At 72.0% G+C, this 15,827-nt stretch carries 15 protein-coding genes and 1 pseudogene; 9 read left to right on the top strand and 7 right to left on the bottom strand.

Translation table 11 applies throughout. The features are described 5' to 3' along the window. Positions 1 to 4 precede the first annotated feature (4 nt). Positions 5 to 1,021 (top strand): MBL fold metallo-hydrolase, encoded by a 1,017-nt coding sequence (locus ACQB60_RS39290; protein WP_496930882.1) that lies wholly within the window; start codon positions 5 to 7, stop codon positions 1,019 to 1,021. Positions 1,022 to 1,040: 19 nt separating this feature from the next. Here the strand turns inward: ACQB60_RS39290 and ACQB60_RS39285 are convergent, their stop codons facing one another. Further along, positions 1,041 to 2,081 carry a PhlD gene (locus ACQB60_RS39285; protein WP_496930881.1) on the bottom strand — a complete coding sequence of 347 codons (1,041 nt, stop codon included), beginning with the start codon at positions 2,079 to 2,081 and terminating at the stop codon, positions 1,041 to 1,043. 114 nt (positions 2,082 to 2,195) lie between these two features. Then, positions 2,196 to 3,014, bottom strand: coding sequence for an MmyB family transcriptional regulator (locus ACQB60_RS39280; protein WP_496930880.1), 819 nt, complete (start codon positions 3,012 to 3,014; stop codon positions 2,196 to 2,198). 983 nt (positions 3,015 to 3,997) lie between these two features. Here ACQB60_RS39280 and ACQB60_RS39275 point away from each other — a divergent pair. From ACQB60_RS39275 to asnB, 4 genes are all read left to right on the top strand, one after another. Beyond that, entirely contained in the window at positions 3,998 to 5,476 is a 1,479-nt protein-coding gene (locus tag ACQB60_RS39275) for an MFS transporter (RefSeq protein ID WP_496930879.1), read from the top strand. 5 nt (positions 5,477 to 5,481) lie between these two features. Beyond that, positions 5,482 to 6,078 carry a TetR/AcrR family transcriptional regulator gene (locus ACQB60_RS39270; RefSeq protein ID WP_496930878.1) on the top strand — a complete coding sequence of 199 codons (597 nt, stop codon included), beginning with the start codon at positions 5,482 to 5,484 and terminating at the stop codon, positions 6,076 to 6,078. Positions 6,079 to 6,109: 31 nt separating this feature from the next. Beyond that, entirely contained in the window at positions 6,110 to 6,328 is a 219-nt protein-coding gene (locus ACQB60_RS39265; RefSeq protein ID WP_496930877.1) for a hypothetical protein, read from the top strand. 252 nt (positions 6,329 to 6,580) lie between these two features. After that, complete coding sequence (gene asnB, locus ACQB60_RS39260) at positions 6,581 to 8,422, top strand: asparagine synthase (glutamine-hydrolyzing) (RefSeq protein ID WP_496930876.1); 1,842 nt, start codon at positions 6,581 to 6,583, stop codon at positions 8,420 to 8,422. Here the strand turns inward: asnB and ACQB60_RS39255 are convergent. Beyond that, entirely contained in the window at positions 8,395 to 8,649 is a 255-nt protein-coding gene (locus tag ACQB60_RS39255) for a hypothetical protein (protein WP_496930875.1), read from the bottom strand. The genes asnB and ACQB60_RS39255 overlap by 28 nt on opposite strands. A gap of 388 nt (positions 8,650 to 9,037) precedes the next feature. Here ACQB60_RS39255 and ACQB60_RS39250 point away from each other — a divergent pair, with 388 nt between their 5' ends. Beyond that, positions 9,038 to 9,808, top strand: coding sequence for an ABC transporter ATP-binding protein (locus ACQB60_RS39250; RefSeq protein WP_496930874.1), 771 nt, complete (start codon positions 9,038 to 9,040; stop codon positions 9,806 to 9,808). A gap of 3 nt (positions 9,809 to 9,811) precedes the next feature. Then, a complete protein-coding gene (locus ACQB60_RS39245; RefSeq protein ID WP_496930873.1) occupies positions 9,812 to 11,149 on the top strand; it encodes an ABC transporter permease in 1,338 nt (445 codons plus the stop codon). Between the two features lie 170 nt (positions 11,150 to 11,319). Here the strand turns inward: ACQB60_RS39245 and ACQB60_RS39240 are convergent, their stop codons facing one another. Beyond that, the gene (locus ACQB60_RS39240) at positions 11,320 to 12,078 is read right to left on the bottom strand and encodes a sulfite exporter TauE/SafE family protein (protein ID WP_496930872.1); all 759 of its coding nucleotides are present in this window, start codon (positions 12,076 to 12,078) and stop codon (positions 11,320 to 11,322) included. Positions 12,079 to 12,268: 190 nt separating this feature from the next. On the opposite strand from ACQB60_RS39240, the gene ACQB60_RS39235 reads away from it, so the two are divergent. Then, a complete protein-coding gene (locus ACQB60_RS39235) occupies positions 12,269 to 13,249 on the top strand; it encodes a LysR family transcriptional regulator (RefSeq protein WP_496930871.1) in 981 nt (326 codons plus the stop codon). Here ACQB60_RS39235 and ACQB60_RS39230 read toward each other — a convergent pair. The 3 genes and pseudogenes from ACQB60_RS39230 to ACQB60_RS39220 all read right to left on the bottom strand — a co-directional run. Further along, positions 13,194 to 13,756: pseudogene (locus tag ACQB60_RS39230) on the bottom strand (RNA polymerase sigma factor); the annotation flags it as partial. The gene ACQB60_RS39235 and the pseudogene ACQB60_RS39230 overlap by 56 nt on opposite strands. Then, the gene (locus tag ACQB60_RS39225; RefSeq protein WP_496930870.1) at positions 13,750 to 14,169 is read right to left on the bottom strand and encodes a YciI family protein; all 420 of its coding nucleotides are present in this window, start codon (positions 14,167 to 14,169) and stop codon (positions 13,750 to 13,752) included. The gene ACQB60_RS39225 and the pseudogene ACQB60_RS39230, both read right to left, overlap by 7 nt. A 132-nt stretch (positions 14,170 to 14,301) precedes the next feature. Continuing rightward, positions 14,302 to 15,081: an IclR family transcriptional regulator gene (locus tag ACQB60_RS39220; protein ID WP_496930869.1), complete on the bottom strand. Its 780-nt coding sequence runs from the start codon at positions 15,079 to 15,081 to the stop codon at positions 14,302 to 14,304. A gap of 177 nt (positions 15,082 to 15,258) precedes the next feature. On the opposite strand from ACQB60_RS39220, the gene ACQB60_RS39215 reads away from it, so the two are divergent. Beyond that, complete coding sequence (locus tag ACQB60_RS39215) at positions 15,259 to 15,819, top strand: GNAT family N-acetyltransferase (protein WP_496930868.1); 561 nt, start codon at positions 15,259 to 15,261, stop codon at positions 15,817 to 15,819. The last annotated feature ends 8 nt before the right edge of the window (positions 15,820 to 15,827 follow it).

Below are 15,827 nucleotides of genomic sequence, written 5' to 3'. Positions count from 1 at the left end.
GCGTATGCGCATACCTACTGAACTGACCGAGGCGGCGGCGGGCCTGCACCTGTGGCTGCCGGAGGCCGTCGGTCTGTGGGGTCTGGCCAACTGTGCGGTCATCTCCTCGGAGGACCAGGCACTGTTGGTGGACACCCCCTACACCACCGCTCTGACGGCGACGCTGGCCGAGGCGGCGGGGCGTGTGCTGCCGTCGGGTGCGGCCATCACCCGGATCGTCAACACGCACCCCAACGGCGACCACACCTTCGGCAACGCGTACTTCACCGGTGCCGAGATCATCAGCACGGACACCAACCTCGAGCGGCTGTGCAGCGAACCGACGCCGCGGCAGACGCACGCGCTGGTGCGCGACAGCTCTCCCGACGAGCCGGTGGGCTGGTACGCGCGCAAGCACTTCGGGCGCTACGACTACACGGGACTCGACGTGGTCGCGCCCACCACGACGTTCAGCGGGACACACACACTGCGGGTCGGTGCCACCGAGGTGCGGCTGATCGAGGTCGGCCCCGCCCACACCGCCGGCGACCTGATCGTCCACCTGCCGCAGCAGCGGGTCGTGCTGGCCGGCGACGTGCTCTTCGTGGACGACCACCCGGTGCACTGGCAGGGCCCGCTCGGCGGGGTGATCCGTGCAAGCGAGCAGATCCTCGCCCTGGAGCCCGAGGTGGTGGTCCCCGGTCACGGACCCGTGGTCGGACCCGCCCAAGTGCGTTCCTACATCGGGTATCTCCGAGAGCTCGAAGGCATGGTGCACGAGCGGTACGCCAAGGGGATGGAGGCGTACGAGGCCGCGTCGGAGATCCTGGCCGCAGACTTCCATCCGCATCTCGGGATCCCCGAGCGGATCGTGATTCTCACGGCGATCGAGTACCGGCACCTCGATGGCGGCGGTGGCTCTGTGCCCGACACCATCGGGTTGCTGGGTGGGGCGGCACGGTGGGCTTTCGAACAGGAAGCGCTGCTGGTTCCGCGGCCGCCGGAGGGAGCTGTCGACGCCGTCGCCCGGTCGAGGAGTTGAGGGCGCGGGCTGCCGAGTATTACGCGCGCCAGTGGCAGTTCAGCGCCGCGGTGGCGAAGCCGGGGCCGTAGGCGACCATGGCGCCCCGGGTGCCGTCCTCGGGTGGCTCGGCGTGGGTGCGCTCAAGGATGCGCAGGACGCTGACGCCGCCGAGGTTGCCTTCGTCGGCGAGCGTGGTGGTGGAGTGGCGGACGTCGTGGTCGTCGAGCCCCAGGGCGCGGGCGCTGTCCGAGATGATGCGTGGGCTGCCAGGGTGGACGACACCGAAGTCGAGGGACCCGGGCCCGAGCCAGTCGACGACGGCGGGCAGCACGTCGTCGGCGGCGGCCAGGGCCTTCTTGGTGGAGTTGAAGTGGAACCCGTCGAGGGCCATCCGGCCGCGGTAGCGGTCGAGGCTGTCCGGCAGGACGTACTCGAAGCTGTCGTCGATGGCCAGCCCCTGCCCCAGCGGAGTGCTGGTGACGACCGTGGCGGCGGCGGAGTCCCCGAACAGCGCCTTGTAGATCATGGACTCGATGCTGGTGTCGCTGTGGTGGTAGACGCTGGAGATGACCTCCGCGGCCACCACGAGCACCTTGCTGCCGGGCCGTGCGGCCACGATGTCGGCCGCACGGATGAGGGCTTGGACCCCGCCGGCGCAGGCGTAGGTGGTGAGCGCGATGTGCCGGGTCGTGGGGCGCAGCCCGAGCCGCTCCACGAGGCCGATGTCCAGGCTGGGCACGGCCCAGCCGGTGCAGTGGGCGGTGACGATCGCGTCGATGTCCGCGAGGGCCAGGCCCGCCGCGTCCAGTGCCGCGATCGAGGCGCGCTCGGCCATGGCCAGCGAGTCCTCGAACGCGACGGTGGCACGCTCGACGAGCTCCGCTCGCCCCGAGACCGTGGGGGCGGCGACGGGGCGGGTGAAGTAGCGGGTGACGACTCCACAGTTGCCGACGGCGCGCACGATCGCGCCGAGCCGGGGATGGTCCGCGTGGTGGAGGCGTATGTCGTCCGTGATCTCGGCGGTGGTGACCTTGTGGTCGCCGAAGACTGTTTGCGGTCTCGACACATAGGCAGGCACGACGTGACTCCCACGAGGGTCGGGGCGGATGTTCAGGGTGCGGCAAACGTACTTCACCGCGCTGAACGAGTCTCCTCCGGATCATGAGTCTCGTGGGAGTGGTACGTGCCTTGCTCAGTGCGCGCGCAGCATGGGCGCACGGAGATGGGCGCGCTGGGTGCCGGGGTGGAACACGAGAATGATCAGCCGGGCTCCGGGTGCCGTCATGGGCTGTGCGGCGCACATCGTGACCCAGCCGGGGCCCATCTCGGCATGGAGCAGCGGGCGTTCGTCGCCGTCGGGGTGCGGGAAGGAGTCGTGGCCCGCCTGATAGATCGGGGCGGCATCGGGATCGGCGAGGATCTCCTTCTCGATCTGACGCAGGACGTCGTCCTCCGGGCGTGCGGCGAGTGCGGCGCGCAGTTGCGGCATGACCAGGGGGGCCCAGGCGGTGTGCCAGTCGGTCAGCACCCCGCGTCCGTCGAGCAGCATCCAGCGCATGGTGTTGCTCGGGACGGCCCTGTCAGGGAAGAGCGCGGCGAAGGGCTCGTTATAGGCGAGGAGATCCCAGGACGCGTCGGAGACGTACGCGATGTGCCGTATGCCCGCCACTGCCTCCTGCCACACACCCGGGATCTCCTTCCCCGATGTCGGATGCAGCGGCCCCGGCGGATCCTGCAGCAGCGCGTACCGGCACAGCGACACCCACTCCTGCTCATTGAGTCCGAACAGGCGGGCCACGTCACGAAGGAGACCGGTGGGCGGGTTGGGGTAGTTGCCGGATTCCAGGCGGTGGTATGTGCCGAGTGCCCGGTGCAGGAGCTGGTCGACCTGGTGCTGCGACAGACCCCGGGCACGCCTGCCCTGACCGGTGGGGCGGGTGAAGCCGTGTGACTCGGGGGCGATGAGGGCACGTCGTTCGCGGAGCAGAGCGCGGAGCGCCGACTTGTTCATGGTGAGTAATCCCTCGTGGTGCATGCCGAGTTGAGCATCAGCAGTCTAAATAGTCGCATCCTCTTTGGTAGTAAACATTGCCCGAAGAAAATGATCAGGCGCTGCGGCATGATGGAGAGCGCGGGGCCGTCGACCTGCGAGGTTGCTCGTCGGCGGGCTCGTGGGTACAGCAGTGGGGCATCTTGTTCGAGGAGCCGCAATTTGGCTGAAATTCCTCGACATCGGATACCCCCCAGGCCCAATGGGCCGTAGTGGGAAGAGTGCGGGACCACGGGAACGCATTCCGGTCGACGAGACCGGGGCGTCGCTGGTCGGTTCTGCACGGCTCTTCTTCCTGGAGCGGTTCTAGGGTCCACTGGATGCGGCCGGTGCCGTCACTCGCCATTACGTAGCGGCCACGGTACCGGCCGCCCGTGGTTCTTCCCCATGGGCGGTTCTTCCCCAGGCGGTCATATGCCGCCGGATTGCCTGCCGCGCATGCCTCCTGGGCCCGTCGGGCCGACACCCGCTCTCCGCACCGCGTTGCCCGTGGCGGGCGACGTGAGCGCGCAGTTGGCTGGTTCCTGACGGCGGTACCGGGACCTTCGGATCGATGCCGCCGAGCCCCGCGCCGGTTCGCGTGCGGGACGCCCGCAACCGGGCCCGCGGACTCCTCTTGCCGTGGTCCGTGACGGTCCCCGTGGGGGGCCGTGCGCCTCCTGAGCCACCGTCGAACACCGTATGGCTGTGCCTTGTGCCGCAGAGGCGGGTGGCAACGCCGCACCCGCGCCCGCCCGTTCGGGCACGCTGCCTTCGCATTCCTGTCAGGGCGAGCCGAGCGGCCGGAGTAGGTACAGGCCAGCTCCGACAAGGGGTGCCGACCGGTCGACGCGTCTCGGCCGGAGGCCCTGGAACAGTTAGCAAATCCTCAACTCCTCGGTGTTGAATGCCCATTCACCCGCTATGGTGAATTCCAATTCACTCCACATAGGCGGGGGACGCCGATGAAGCCCGTGCCGATATCCGCCGGTGCGCACGGTGTACGCCCGGCGCTGCGCGAGCGGCTGACCGTTCCGGCGCTCGCCTTCGGTGGGATCCTCATGGCCGTCATGCAGACGGTCGTCGTGCCGCTGCTGCCCGATTTGCCCCGGCTGACCGGGAGTTCACCGGCGGCCGTCTCTTGGCTTGTTACCGCGACTCTGCTCGCGGGCGCCGTGCTCACGCCCGTGCTCGGGCGCGCCGGGGACATGTACGGGAAGCGGCGGGTGCTGCTCGGTGCGCTCGGGCTGATGACGGCCGGTTCGGTGCTCTGCGCGCTGACGTCGGACATCCGCGTGCTGATCGCGGCCCGCGCGCTGCAGGGGGCCGCCGCCGCGGTGGTGCCGCTGTCCATCAGCATCCTGCGCGACGAGCTGCCGCCCGAGCGCACCGGTTCCGCGGTCGCGCTGATGAGCTCCACCGTGGGGGTGGGGGCGGCGCTCGGGCTGCCGCTCGCCGCGCTCGTCGTGCAGTACGCGAACTGGCACGTCATGTTCTGGGCCACCGCCGCGCTCGGCGGTTTCGGGCTCGCGTTCGCGTGGTGGGCGGTGCGGGAGTCGCCGGTGCGGTCGCCGGGGCGGTTCGACGTCGGGGGTGCGGTGGGGCTCGCGGCCGGGCTCGTCTGTCTGCTGCTCGCCGTGTCGCAGGGCGGGCAGTGGGGGTGGGGGAGCGGCCTCGTGCTCGGGCTCTTCGCCGGGGCCGTGGTCATCCTGGGCGTGTGGTGGCGGGCCGAACTGCGGTCCCGCCGGCCCCTGGTGGACCTGCGGCTCGCGGTGGGGCGGCGGGTGGCGCTGCCCCATCTGGCGGCGCTGCTCGCCGGGTTCGCGTTCTACGCCAACTCGCTGGTGACCGCCCAGCTGGTGCAGGCGCCGGTCAGCAGCGGTTACGGGCTCGGGCTCTCCATCGTCGCGACGGGGCTCTGTCTGCTGCCCAACGGCATGATCATGCTGTTCCTGTCGCCGGTCTCGGCCCGGGTCTCGGCCGCGCGCGGGGCCCGGGTGACGCTCGCCGTCGGGGGCCTGCTGATGGCGCTCGGCTATGTCATCCGCATCGTCGACAGCCGCGACCTGTGGGTCATCATCGTGGGCGCCGCGGTGGTGTCGACCGGGACCACCTTCGCGTACTCGGCGCTTCCGACCCTGATCCTGCGGGCGGTGCCGGTGACCCAGACGGCGTCCGCGAACGGCGTGAACGTGCTGATGCGCACCATCGGCCAGAGCGTGAGCAGTGCCGCCGTCGCCGCCGTCCTCGTCCACCACACCGCGGCCGGCGGGCCGCCCGTGCCGAGCCTGCTCGGCTACCAGCTCGCCTTCGCCCTCGCGGGATCTGTCGCCCTCGTCGCCTGCGCGGTGGCGCTCGCCATACCCTCGGACGAGGCGGACGGCGCGGGCCCGCGTACCCGGCGCACCGGTCCCGCCCAGGAGACGGCTCTGGAAGGAACCTGACGCCCATGACCACCTCCCTCCCCGAGCCGGGCCCCACCGTGCCCTGCGGGGGGCCGGGTCGCCGTGACGCCGAGGCCACCAAGGCCGCGATCATCCGGGCCTGCCGCCATCTGCTCGCCCGGCACGCGCACGCCGACATCACGCTGAAGGCCGTGGCCGAACGGGCCGGGGTGAGCCCGCCGTTGATCCTGAAGTACTTCGGCAACAAGGACGCACTCTTCGCCACGGTCATGTCCTTCGAGGCGGACGCGGACGCGTTCCTGGACGCTCCCTTGGACGAGCTCGGCCGCCACATGGTCCGCCACCTGCTGACCGGCCAGGCCGAGCACGGCGCCGATCCCATCCTGCGTATCGTCTTCGCCCCGCTGCACGGCGCGCAGGGCGACATCCTGCGCGCCAACTTCCGTACGCAGGTGGCCGACCGCCTCGCCCACCGGCTCAGCGGGCCGGACGCGGGCCTGCGCGCGGAGCTCGCCGTGAGCATGCTGCTCGGGCTCGGCGTGATGTACGGCATCGCGCGCGGGCCGCGGCTGCGGGCGGCGGACATCGGGGACGTCACCGAGCGCTACGGGCCTTCGGTGCAGGCGCTGCTGATGCCGTGACGGGCGGTGCGGGGCGGCGGGCCTCGCCCCGGTGCACCACCACGACCGCCGCGAGCCCGAGAGCCAGGCCCAGTCCGGTCCTGACCCCGAAGGGCTCACCGAACATCAGGCTCCCCACAGGGCGGTCACGGGTGCCATGATGCTCGGCCTCTTCACCGACCTCGCCCGCGCACTGCTGCCCCGCGCGCCCCGCCGCGCCCGGCGCCTGGCCGAGGCCGAGGAGAAGTGCGTGACCCCTGCAGAGAGTTGAGGAACTCTTTGCCGCTGGCCGGAATGTTTCGTTCCGGTGAGCGGGGCGGCGCGCGGGAGGCGAGGTGGGGGGCGTCGGTCCCGCGCGTGCGTCGCGCTGACCTGCGTCGGGGGCGGCCGAAAGTGGAGGGTCGGGGGTGGCTGCCGCGTCGGGGGTGCGTTGACCGTATGCGATGCCGGGGTGACGATGGCCATGTAGATGCTAGATACAACTACTTCGGTCGACGGGGGAGCCGAAGGCAGGAGGAAGCGCATGTGTGGCATCACCGGCTGGGTCTCGTTCGACCGTGATCTGCGGACCGCCTCCGCCGCCGTGGACGCGATGACGCAGACCATGTCGTGCCGCGGCCCCGACGACCACGGCACCTGGATCAGCGGCCCCGCCGCCCTCGGGCACCGCCGCCTCGCCATCATCGACCTGCCCGGCGGGCGCCAGCCGATGACCGTGGAGACCCCGCAGGGCACCGTCGCCCTCGTCTACTCCGGCGAGACGTACAACTACACCGAGCTGCGCCGTGAACTCACCGCGCGCGGGCACCGGTTCACTACGAAGTCCGACACCGAGGTCGTGCTGCACGCCTATCTGGAGTGGGGCGCCGCGGCCGCCGAGCGGCTCAACGGGATGTACGCGTTCGCCGTGTGGGACGGGCGGCACGACAAGCTCGTCATGATCCGGGACCGCATGGGCATCAAGCCGTTCTACTGCTACCCGACCCCGGACGGCGTCCTGTTCGGGTCCGAGCCCAAGGCCATCCTGGCCAACCCGCTGGCACGCGCGCGCGTGGGCATCGACGGGCTCAGGGAGATGTTCAGCACGGTCAAGACCCCCGGTCACGCGGTGTGGGACGGGATGCGCGAGGTCGAGCCCGGCACCGTCGTCACCGTCGACCGGAACGGACTGCGGCGGCACGTGTACTGGGCGCTGGAGACGAAGGCGCACACCGACGGGCGCGAGGAGAGCGTGGCCCATGTGCGGGAGCTCCTCGAGGACATCGTGCGCCGCCAGCTCGTCTCCGACGTGCCGCGCTGCACCCTGCTCTCCGGCGGCCTCGACTCCTCCGCCATGACCGCGCTCGCGGCCCGGCAGCTGGCCGAGTCCGGCGAGACCGTGCGCAGCTTCGCCGTCGACTTCGTCGGCCAGACCGACAACTTCGTCGCCGACAGCCTGCGCGCGACGCCCGACACCCCCTACGTCCACGACGTCGCCAAGTCCGCGGGCACCGACCACCGCGACATCGTCCTCGACGCGCAGGCGCTCGCCGACCCCGAGGTGCGCTCCCGCGTCATCCGGGCCCGCGACATCCCGGTGGGCTTCGGCGACATGGACGCCTCCCTGTACCTCCTCTTCCGGTCCATCAGGGAGCACTCCACGGTCGCCCTCTCCGGCGAGTCCGCGGACGAAGTCTTCGGCGGGTACAAGCAGTTCTTCGACGAGGACGCGCGGCGGGCGCGGACCTTCCCCTGGCTGGTGCGGTTCGCCGAGCACTTCGGCGACGACGGCGACGTCCTGCGCGAGGACCTCCAGCAGGTCCTCGATCTCCCCTCGTACGTCCAGGACGGCTATGACACGGCGGTCGCCGGGGTCCAACGGCTGGACGGCGAGAGCGACTTCGAGTTCCGCATGCGCACCATCTCCCACCTCCACCTGACCCGCTTCGTGCGCGTCCTGCTCGACCGCAAGGACCGGGCGAGCATGGCCGTGGGGCTCGAGGTGCGCGTCCCGTTCTGCGACCACCGGCTCGTCGAGTACGTCTACAACGCCCCTTGGTCGCTGAAGTCCTTCGACGGCCGGGAGAAGAGCCTGTTGCGCGAGGCCACCGCCGACGTCCTGCCGCGCTCCGTGTACGACCGGGTCAAGAGCCCGTACCCCTCCACACAGGACCCCAAGTACGCCATGGCCCTCCAGGAGCACGCGAAGGACCTGCTGACCCGGCCGGGCCACCCCGTCTTCGACCTCGTCGACCGGGACCGGGTCGACCGCGCGGCCCGGCGCGACGTCCCGCAGATCACCCAGGCGTCGCGGCGCGGGCTCGAGCGCACCCTCGACCTCGCGCTCTGGTTCGACCTCTACTCGCCGGAGATCTCGCTGTCCTGACCCCCGAGGGTGTCGAGAAAGCGCTGCAGGGCCGGGGCGCCGTCGCCGCCCAGGCCCCGCTGGACCGGGGGGACGGCCGCGCACTTGCGGGGCTCGTCCCCTTCCGTGTCCGCGCCGGAACCCTCGGGGTGGACGGTCACCGCGCGGCGGATGTACTCGTCGAGGGGGACCCCGAGGCGGTCCGCGTGCCGCAGGACCGCGGCGTACTCGTCAGACGTGAACAACACCTGTACACGCTTGGCACCGTCCATGAATCGCATGATGCCGCCAAGGCCCGTCCCACGCGGTGCGGTTGGCATATTCGCCCTCGAAGGCGTGAAACGGCCCGCGAAGACCTGAAAAGGTGCGGGCGGCCGGGGAAGGGGGCGAGGCCCGGTCGCGACGGGGGAATCACTACCGGGCCTCTGCACTGTTAAACGATAAACAAGTGCGGTGCGTTCCCTCTCCCCGCCGACGGCCGGTGTGAGCTGCGTTACCTCGCAGGCGCACCCCGGGGTGCACTCAACACCACCCCGGGCTCGGGCCGTACGCCCAATGTGCCCGCCCCTCGCTCTCCGTAGCTTCGTAACCGAGGCACAGGGCGTGCCGCGGGGAACCACGAAGGGACGGCAGGCCATGTTGCGTCTGGTCAAGGTCACCAAGGTGTACGGGGATCCGCGCGACCCCGAGAACGCGGCGAGCGCCGTGACCGCGCTCGACGGCGTGACGCTCAGCCTCCCGGCCGGGAGCTTCACCGCCGTCATGGGCCCCTCGGGCTCCGGCAAGTCCACGCTGCTGCAGTGCGCGGCCGGGCTCGACCGGCCCGACAGCGGGATCGTGATGGTCGACGGCGAGGAGCTGACCGGCGGGACCGAGGCCGAGCTGACGAAGTTCCGCAGGCGGCACATCGGCTTCGTGTTCCAGCAGTACAACCTCCTGGACACCCTCACCGTCGCGCAGAACACCACGCTGCCCCTGAAGCTCGCGGGCCGCCGCGTCGACCGGCGCCGGGCCCGCGAGATCCTCACCCGGGTCGGCCTCGGGGACCGCCTCGGCCACCGGCCCGACCAGCTCTCCGGCGGCCAGCGCCAGCGCGTCGCCATCGCCCGCGCCCTGGTCGCCGAGCCCCGGGTGATCTTCGCGGACGAGCCCACCGGCGCCCTCGACACCCGCAGCGCCCGCGAGGTGCTGCGGCTGCTCCAGGACGCGGTGCGGGTGCACGGCAGGACCGTCGTGATGGTGACGCACGACCCGGTCGCCGCCTCCTACGCCGACTCCGTGCTCTTCCTCGCCGACGGGCGCCTGGCCGGGGAGCTGCGCGCGCCCACCGTCGACGCCGTCGCCGAGCGCCTCGCGCACCTGGGCGACGACCGGGACGACCGCCACGCCGCGTACGCGGGGGTGTGAGCGATGTTCACCCTCGCCCTGCGGTCCCTCAGGCAGCGCCCAGGACGGTCCGTGGCCACCCTGCTCGCCGCCCTCCTCGGCGCCGCGATCATCATGACCTTCAACTCGATGCACGACACGGCGGGCGCCCGGGGCGTGGACAGCGTCAGCGCCGACTCGCTCACCACCGCGGCGGGCGTCGTCGGCGGCTACGGCACGCTCCTGGTGTTCTTCGCGGTCGCCTCCACCCTGACGGTCAACGTCCGCCAGCGGGAACGGGAGATCGGTCTGCTGCGCGCCACCGGGGCCACCCCCGCGCAGATCAAGCGCATGGTCGTCGGCGAGGCCGCGGTGCTCGCCCTCATCGGCTCGGCCCTGGCCGTCGGACCCGCGATGCTGGGCGGCCGTGCGCTCCTCGGCGCCTTCCAGGACAGCGGCCAGGTCGCCGACGGCGTCGCCTACCACTTCGGGCCGATCGCCCTCCTGTCCGGCATCGACGTGACGCTGCTCGCCTCGGTGGGCGCGGCGTTCCTCGCCGTGCGCCGGGCCGAGCGGGCGGCGGCGGGCGTGCGCCGACCGCAGTCCCGGGTACGGGAGTTCGCGGGATACGGGGCCCTTGCCGCCGGGGCGCTCGGGGTCTGCGCGACCTTCGCCTTCGACGCGACGGACGCCGCCCTGATGGCCGCTCCCGCGTACGGCGCGATCCTGCTCTCGGTCGGTTTCGCGGTGTTCTCGCCGCGGCTGCTGCGCGCTGTCCTGGGCGCAGTCGAGCGGCCGCTCGGAGCGGTCGCCGGGGCGTCCGGCTACCTGGCGGTACGTCAGATGCGGCACCGTGCCGGACAGTTGACCGGAATCCTGATGCCGCTGATCCTCTTCACCGGCATGGCGACGGCCACGCTGTGCATGCAGTCCGTCGAGAACGACGCGCTCAAGGCGTCCGGGCTCACCAGGTCCGTCGAGGACAAGAACCTGGAGACGCTGAACCTGGTGGTCGTCGGCGTCATCGTCGTCTTCGCCTGCGTCATGCTCGTCAACAGCCTGTACGCCGCCACGGCTTACTGGGGACGCGAGTTCGGGCAGCAGCGCCTCGCCGGGGCGACCCCGCGCCAGGTGCTTGCGGGGGTCGGTGTCGAGGGCGTGCTCCTGACGGCGACCGGGGTGTTCTTCGGCACGGTCGCCGCGCTCGCCGGGATCCTGCCGTTCACGCTGGTCCGCACGGACTCGGTGCTGCCGGAGCGCGGGCTGGGGATCTGGCTCGGCGTGGTCGCGGTCGCGGCGGTGACGACGCTGGTCACCAGCGTGTCGACGGCGCGCAGAACGCTGCGGAGGCCGGCGGTGGAGGCGGTGGCGCTGGCGGCCTGACGGCTCGTCAAGAGCCGTTCGGTGAAGACCATTACGGGGGTATGGCGAAAGGGCGGCCGCGCGTGCAGCGGCCGCCCCTTCGCGTGCGGCAGCACTCCGCAGCACTCCGCAGCACTCCGCAGCACCCCGCATCAGCCCGCATCATCCGGACGGGCCCGGCGGGGGAGGGCTCACGTCGCGATCATGACCGCCGACGCCGTCACGCCGACCACCACGATGAAGCCGCGCAGCACCAGCGGCGGCAGCTTCCGGCCGAGCCGGGCGCCGAGGAGGCCGCCCACGGTCGAACCGGCCGCGATCACCGCGGCCGCCGTCCAGTCGACGTGCGTGACCGAGATGAACACGATCGCCGCGACGCCGTTCACGATCGCGGCCAGGACGTTCTTCGCGGCGTTGAGGCGCTGCAGGTCGTCCAGGAGAAAGGCCCCGAACAGGCCCATGAGCAGCACCCCTTGGGCCGCCCCGAAGTACCCGCCGTACACGCCCGTGGCCAGCACCCCCAGCCACAGCGGCACCCCGCCGTCCACCCGCCGCGACGTGGACTCGTGCCCCCGGAGCCAGCGGTTGAGGCGCGGCTGGAGCAGCACCAGGACGCAGGCGGTCAGGATCAGGGCGGGCACCACGGCCTGGAACGCGTCGGCGGGCAGGAGCAGCAGGAGCACCGCACCGGTCAGGCCGCCGACGAGCGAGGCCGCGCCGAACCGCACCAGGCGCCGCGCCTGCCCCTTCATCTCGCGCCGGTAGCCGTACGCGGCGCTGAGCACGCCCGGCACCAGGCCGACGTTGTTGGACACGTTGGCGAGCACCGGCGGGAAGCCGAAGGCGAGCAGGGTGGGGAAGGTGATGAGGGTCCCGGACCCGACCACCGCGTTGATGCCGCCCGCGGCGATGCCCGCGGCGCCCACGGCCGCGATCTCCAGTGGATCCACAACTCACCTTTCCCTGCCGTGCATGGGGCCGGCGGGTCGGCACCCGCCGGGAGTTCACGAGGTTCCGGACCCGCGCGAACCCCCGGAGCGGGTTGCCGCCCTTGGGCCCGTACGAGATCTTGGTCCCGTCCCAGACCCAAGTCAATCCTCGGGTTTTCTTGCAGCCACCCAAGCGATACCTTCAGCCCTTGTGACTCTCGACGACCTCCGTGTGTTCATAGCCGTGTGCCGGGCGGGCAGCCTCAGCGCCGTCGCCCGCGACCTGTCCTGTACGCAGTCGGCCGTGAGCCAGCACGTCAAACGCCTGGAGCGGGAACTCGACGTCAGCCTCGTGGAGCGGCATCCGCGCGGCGTCGTGCCCACGTCCGCGGGGCGGATCCTCCAGGAGGCGGCCGCCGACGGGATCGGCGGGATCGACCTGGCGCTGCGGCGCCTGCGCGACCTGGTCGCGGGGGACGGCGGGCAGCTGCGCATCACCACCGGAGCCACCACCGTGCGGCACTTCATGTCCGGCGCGATCGTCGACTTCAAGCGGCGCCACCCCCAAGTGAGCCTGGAATTCCAGACGGTGAGCTCCAGCCGCAGCTGCTTCGACGCGCTCGCCGCCGACGACATCGACCTCGCCTGGATCACCGTCGGGCCCGCCGTGCGCGGCATCGAGCAGCGGCCCGTCGTCGAGCTGCCCTGGGTCCTCGCCGTCGCGGCCGGCGCCCCGCTCGCCGCCCGCACCCGCGCCGAGCCGGCCGACCTCGCCGCCGCCCGGCTCATCCGGCCGCCGCAGCGCTCCACCTCACGGGTCCAACTCGACCGCGCACTCGGAGAGTTGGGCATCACGCCCACCCCTGACGCGAGCGAGGCCGACTGGGACACCGCGATCCTGCTGGCCGAACTCGGCCTGGGCGAGGCCGTGGTGCCCGCCCTGCCCGGCTGGGACGCGGCCGCCCTGCCCGGCCTGCGCCTGCTCCCCATTCCCGCGCTGCCCACCCTGTCGGTGGGCTGGGCGGTGCGGCGCTGGGACGCGCTGGGCCCGCTGGCCCACGCGTTCGCCGACACGGTGGCGCGCGCCTCGCGCGAGGGCGGCCTCGGCGGGACGGCCGCCGGAGGAGTGGCCGGGGCTACCGGCGCAGGCGCGCCGCCCGCATCTGCAGATAGCGGACCTCGGGGAGGCTGAGCGTGCGGCTCGCCGTCAACTGATAGGCCGCGCGGGCGCCTTCGCTGTGACCCGCCCGCTCCAGGAGGTGCCCGCGCACCGGGTCCAGGCGGTGGTGTCCCGCCAACGGGCCCTCCAGCGCGTCGAGTTCGGCGAGCCCCGCCGTCGGGCCGTGCGCCGTCGCGACGGCCACGACCCGGCCGAGCCGGGCCATCGGCTCCGGTGCCCGCTCCAGCAGCACGTCGTACAGGGCGGGGCCCGGCGTCGCCGTGTACCCCTCGTTGAAGATCAGGTACAGGACCTGGAGGACGGCCGTGAGCCGCTGGTCCCGGTCCTCGGGGCCGGGCTGCCGGAACGCCACGCCCTTCACCTTCTGCTTGGCCCGGCTCACCCGCCCCCACTGCCTCAAGGGCGTGGGGGACCCCCGGCCATCGTTGCCTCGGGCACCAGATGGGCGCGGGCGATCTCGGCCGTGGTCAGAACCCCGACGGCGCGCAGGGTCAGGGCGACCTGCGCGGAACTCAACAACCGGCTCCGTCGGGGGCGCTCTGGAGGGGCCGGATCACCACCGGGAAGACCGGGGCGCCCTCGGGCCCGGGGCACTCCAGGATGCGCTCGGCGATCTCCGTGACCCGCTCCAGGCTCGCGCAGTCGAGGACCCAGTAGCCGGCGAGGACCTCCTTGGTCTCGCCGTAGGGGCCGTCGGTGACGACCGGCCGCCCGTCCGGGCCCCGGCCGACCGTGCGGGTCTGCGCGGGCTCGGTCAGGCCCTGCCCGTCGACGAACTCCCCGGTCTCGGCGAGATCGTCGTTCAGGGAGCTCATGAAGGAGAACATCGCCTGGATCTCCTTCTCGCTCCACGCCGGGCTGGCCGCCGAGCCCTTGCCGTTCATGGCCTCGTAGTCGGCCTGGGTGCCCTGGATCATCACCAGATACTTCATGGTCTCGCTCCTCGGGTGCGATGCCGCCCCTGGTGGGCGGCCTTCACGGGAGACGTCGGAGCCGACGACGCGTTCTCGGCACAGGGCGGCGACGCGTTCTCGGCGCATACGGACGACACCATCTTCCGGCCGTCAGCCCCAGACCGTGAACCCCAGCGTCGTCAGGGTGGACTCCGTGCGCCGCTGTAAGCGCCGGGCGAGCGGCAGCAGCTCGTCGGCGCGCCCGGTGGGCAGCGAGAAGGCGATGGTGGACGGCACCCTGCCGACCGTGATGGGCACGGCGGCACACACGGTGCCCGGCAGATACTGCTGGTGTTCGTGCAGCGGCGCCCCCCGGTCCAGGCGCGCCAGCTTCCGCAGCAGCGCCCGGTCGTCGCTGACCGTGTACGGGGTGAGCTGCTCGACGGGGTGCCGGGACACATGGTCGCGCCGTCCGTCCTCGTCGAGCTGGGCGAGCAGACACTGGCCGAGGGCGTGCGCGTGTGCGGTGCGCCGGAAGTCGGCCCACTCCTCGACGCCCGGGTGCGCGGGGCTCACGGCCTGCGAGACGACGTTGACCTCGCCGTCCTCGTAGAAGGCGTAGTACACGGCGCCCCCGAGCTCGTCGCGCAACGCCCCCAGCCAGTGGGCGAGTTCGGCCCGCAGCTCGCCGCGCCCGACGGGCCCGCTGAGCCGCCCGGCGGCGGGCCCCACCAGATACAGCCCCTGCTCCCGGCGGAGATACCCGTCGTGGGCGAGGGTGCGCAGCAGGTGGTACGTCGTCGCCATTGGCAGCCCCACCTGCCGGGCCAACTGCTTGGCGGTGGCCCCGCCGTCGTGGTCCGCGACGGCCTCGAGCAGGCGCAGGGCCCGCCGGACCGAGCCGATGAGCGTGGGGCCGGTGCCGCCCCGGTCGGCCGTGGTGTCGGACATGAAGAGGTCTCCCCCGATACGGAATGGTCAATTCCTCGGAGATTGTGAACCACGGAACGGTGACGGGTGGGACTTCTCCTGAAACCAGCCGAGCGGGGTGGTAGGGGAACTAGTGTGTGCTTTTTGCCTATGCCAGCTGCATGTGCCCCGGGCCGGGGAGAGGGCGGAGGGACGGGAATGTTCACAAGACCGCTGGGCGACGACGGGGCCGAACTGCGGCCGCTGGAGCCGTGGCAGGCCGAGGAGTTCCTCGCCCACATCGACCGCGGCCGGGACTTCATCGGCCGCTACGTGGGACTGCCCGACCTCGTCACCGACCTGGAGTCGGCGCGCGGCTGGCTGCAGAGATACGCGGACAAGGCCGCCGCCGACTCCGGCCGCCTGTACGGGATCTGGCTGGACGGGCTCCTCGTCGGCGGCGTCCTCTTCCGGGTCTTCGACGCGGAGCAGGGCACGTGCGAGGCGGGCTGCTGGCTGGAGCCCGCGGCGGCCGGACGCGGTCTCGTCACCCGCGCGGTCCGGGTCCTCATCGACTGGGCGGTGGACGAGCGCGGCATCCACCGCGTGGAGTGGGTGCTCTCCTCCGGGAACACCCCGAGCGCCAACGTCGCCAAGCGCCTCGGCATGACCCGCGACGGCGTCCTGCGCGACAGGTTCGTCTTCCGGGGCCAGCGCTACAGCGACGAGGTGTGGTCGGTGCTGGCCCCTGAGTGGCGAGCGGCACGCGAGAACGGCTGACCGTGGGA

The sequence above is a fragment of the Streptomyces odontotermitis genome, from assembly GCF_050510915.1.
Classification (GTDB): Bacteria; Actinomycetota; Actinomycetes; order Streptomycetales; family Streptomycetaceae; genus Streptomyces.
The sequence above is the reverse complement of the archived record's forward strand: the minus strand, read 5'-3'. Positions and strand labels throughout refer to the sequence as shown.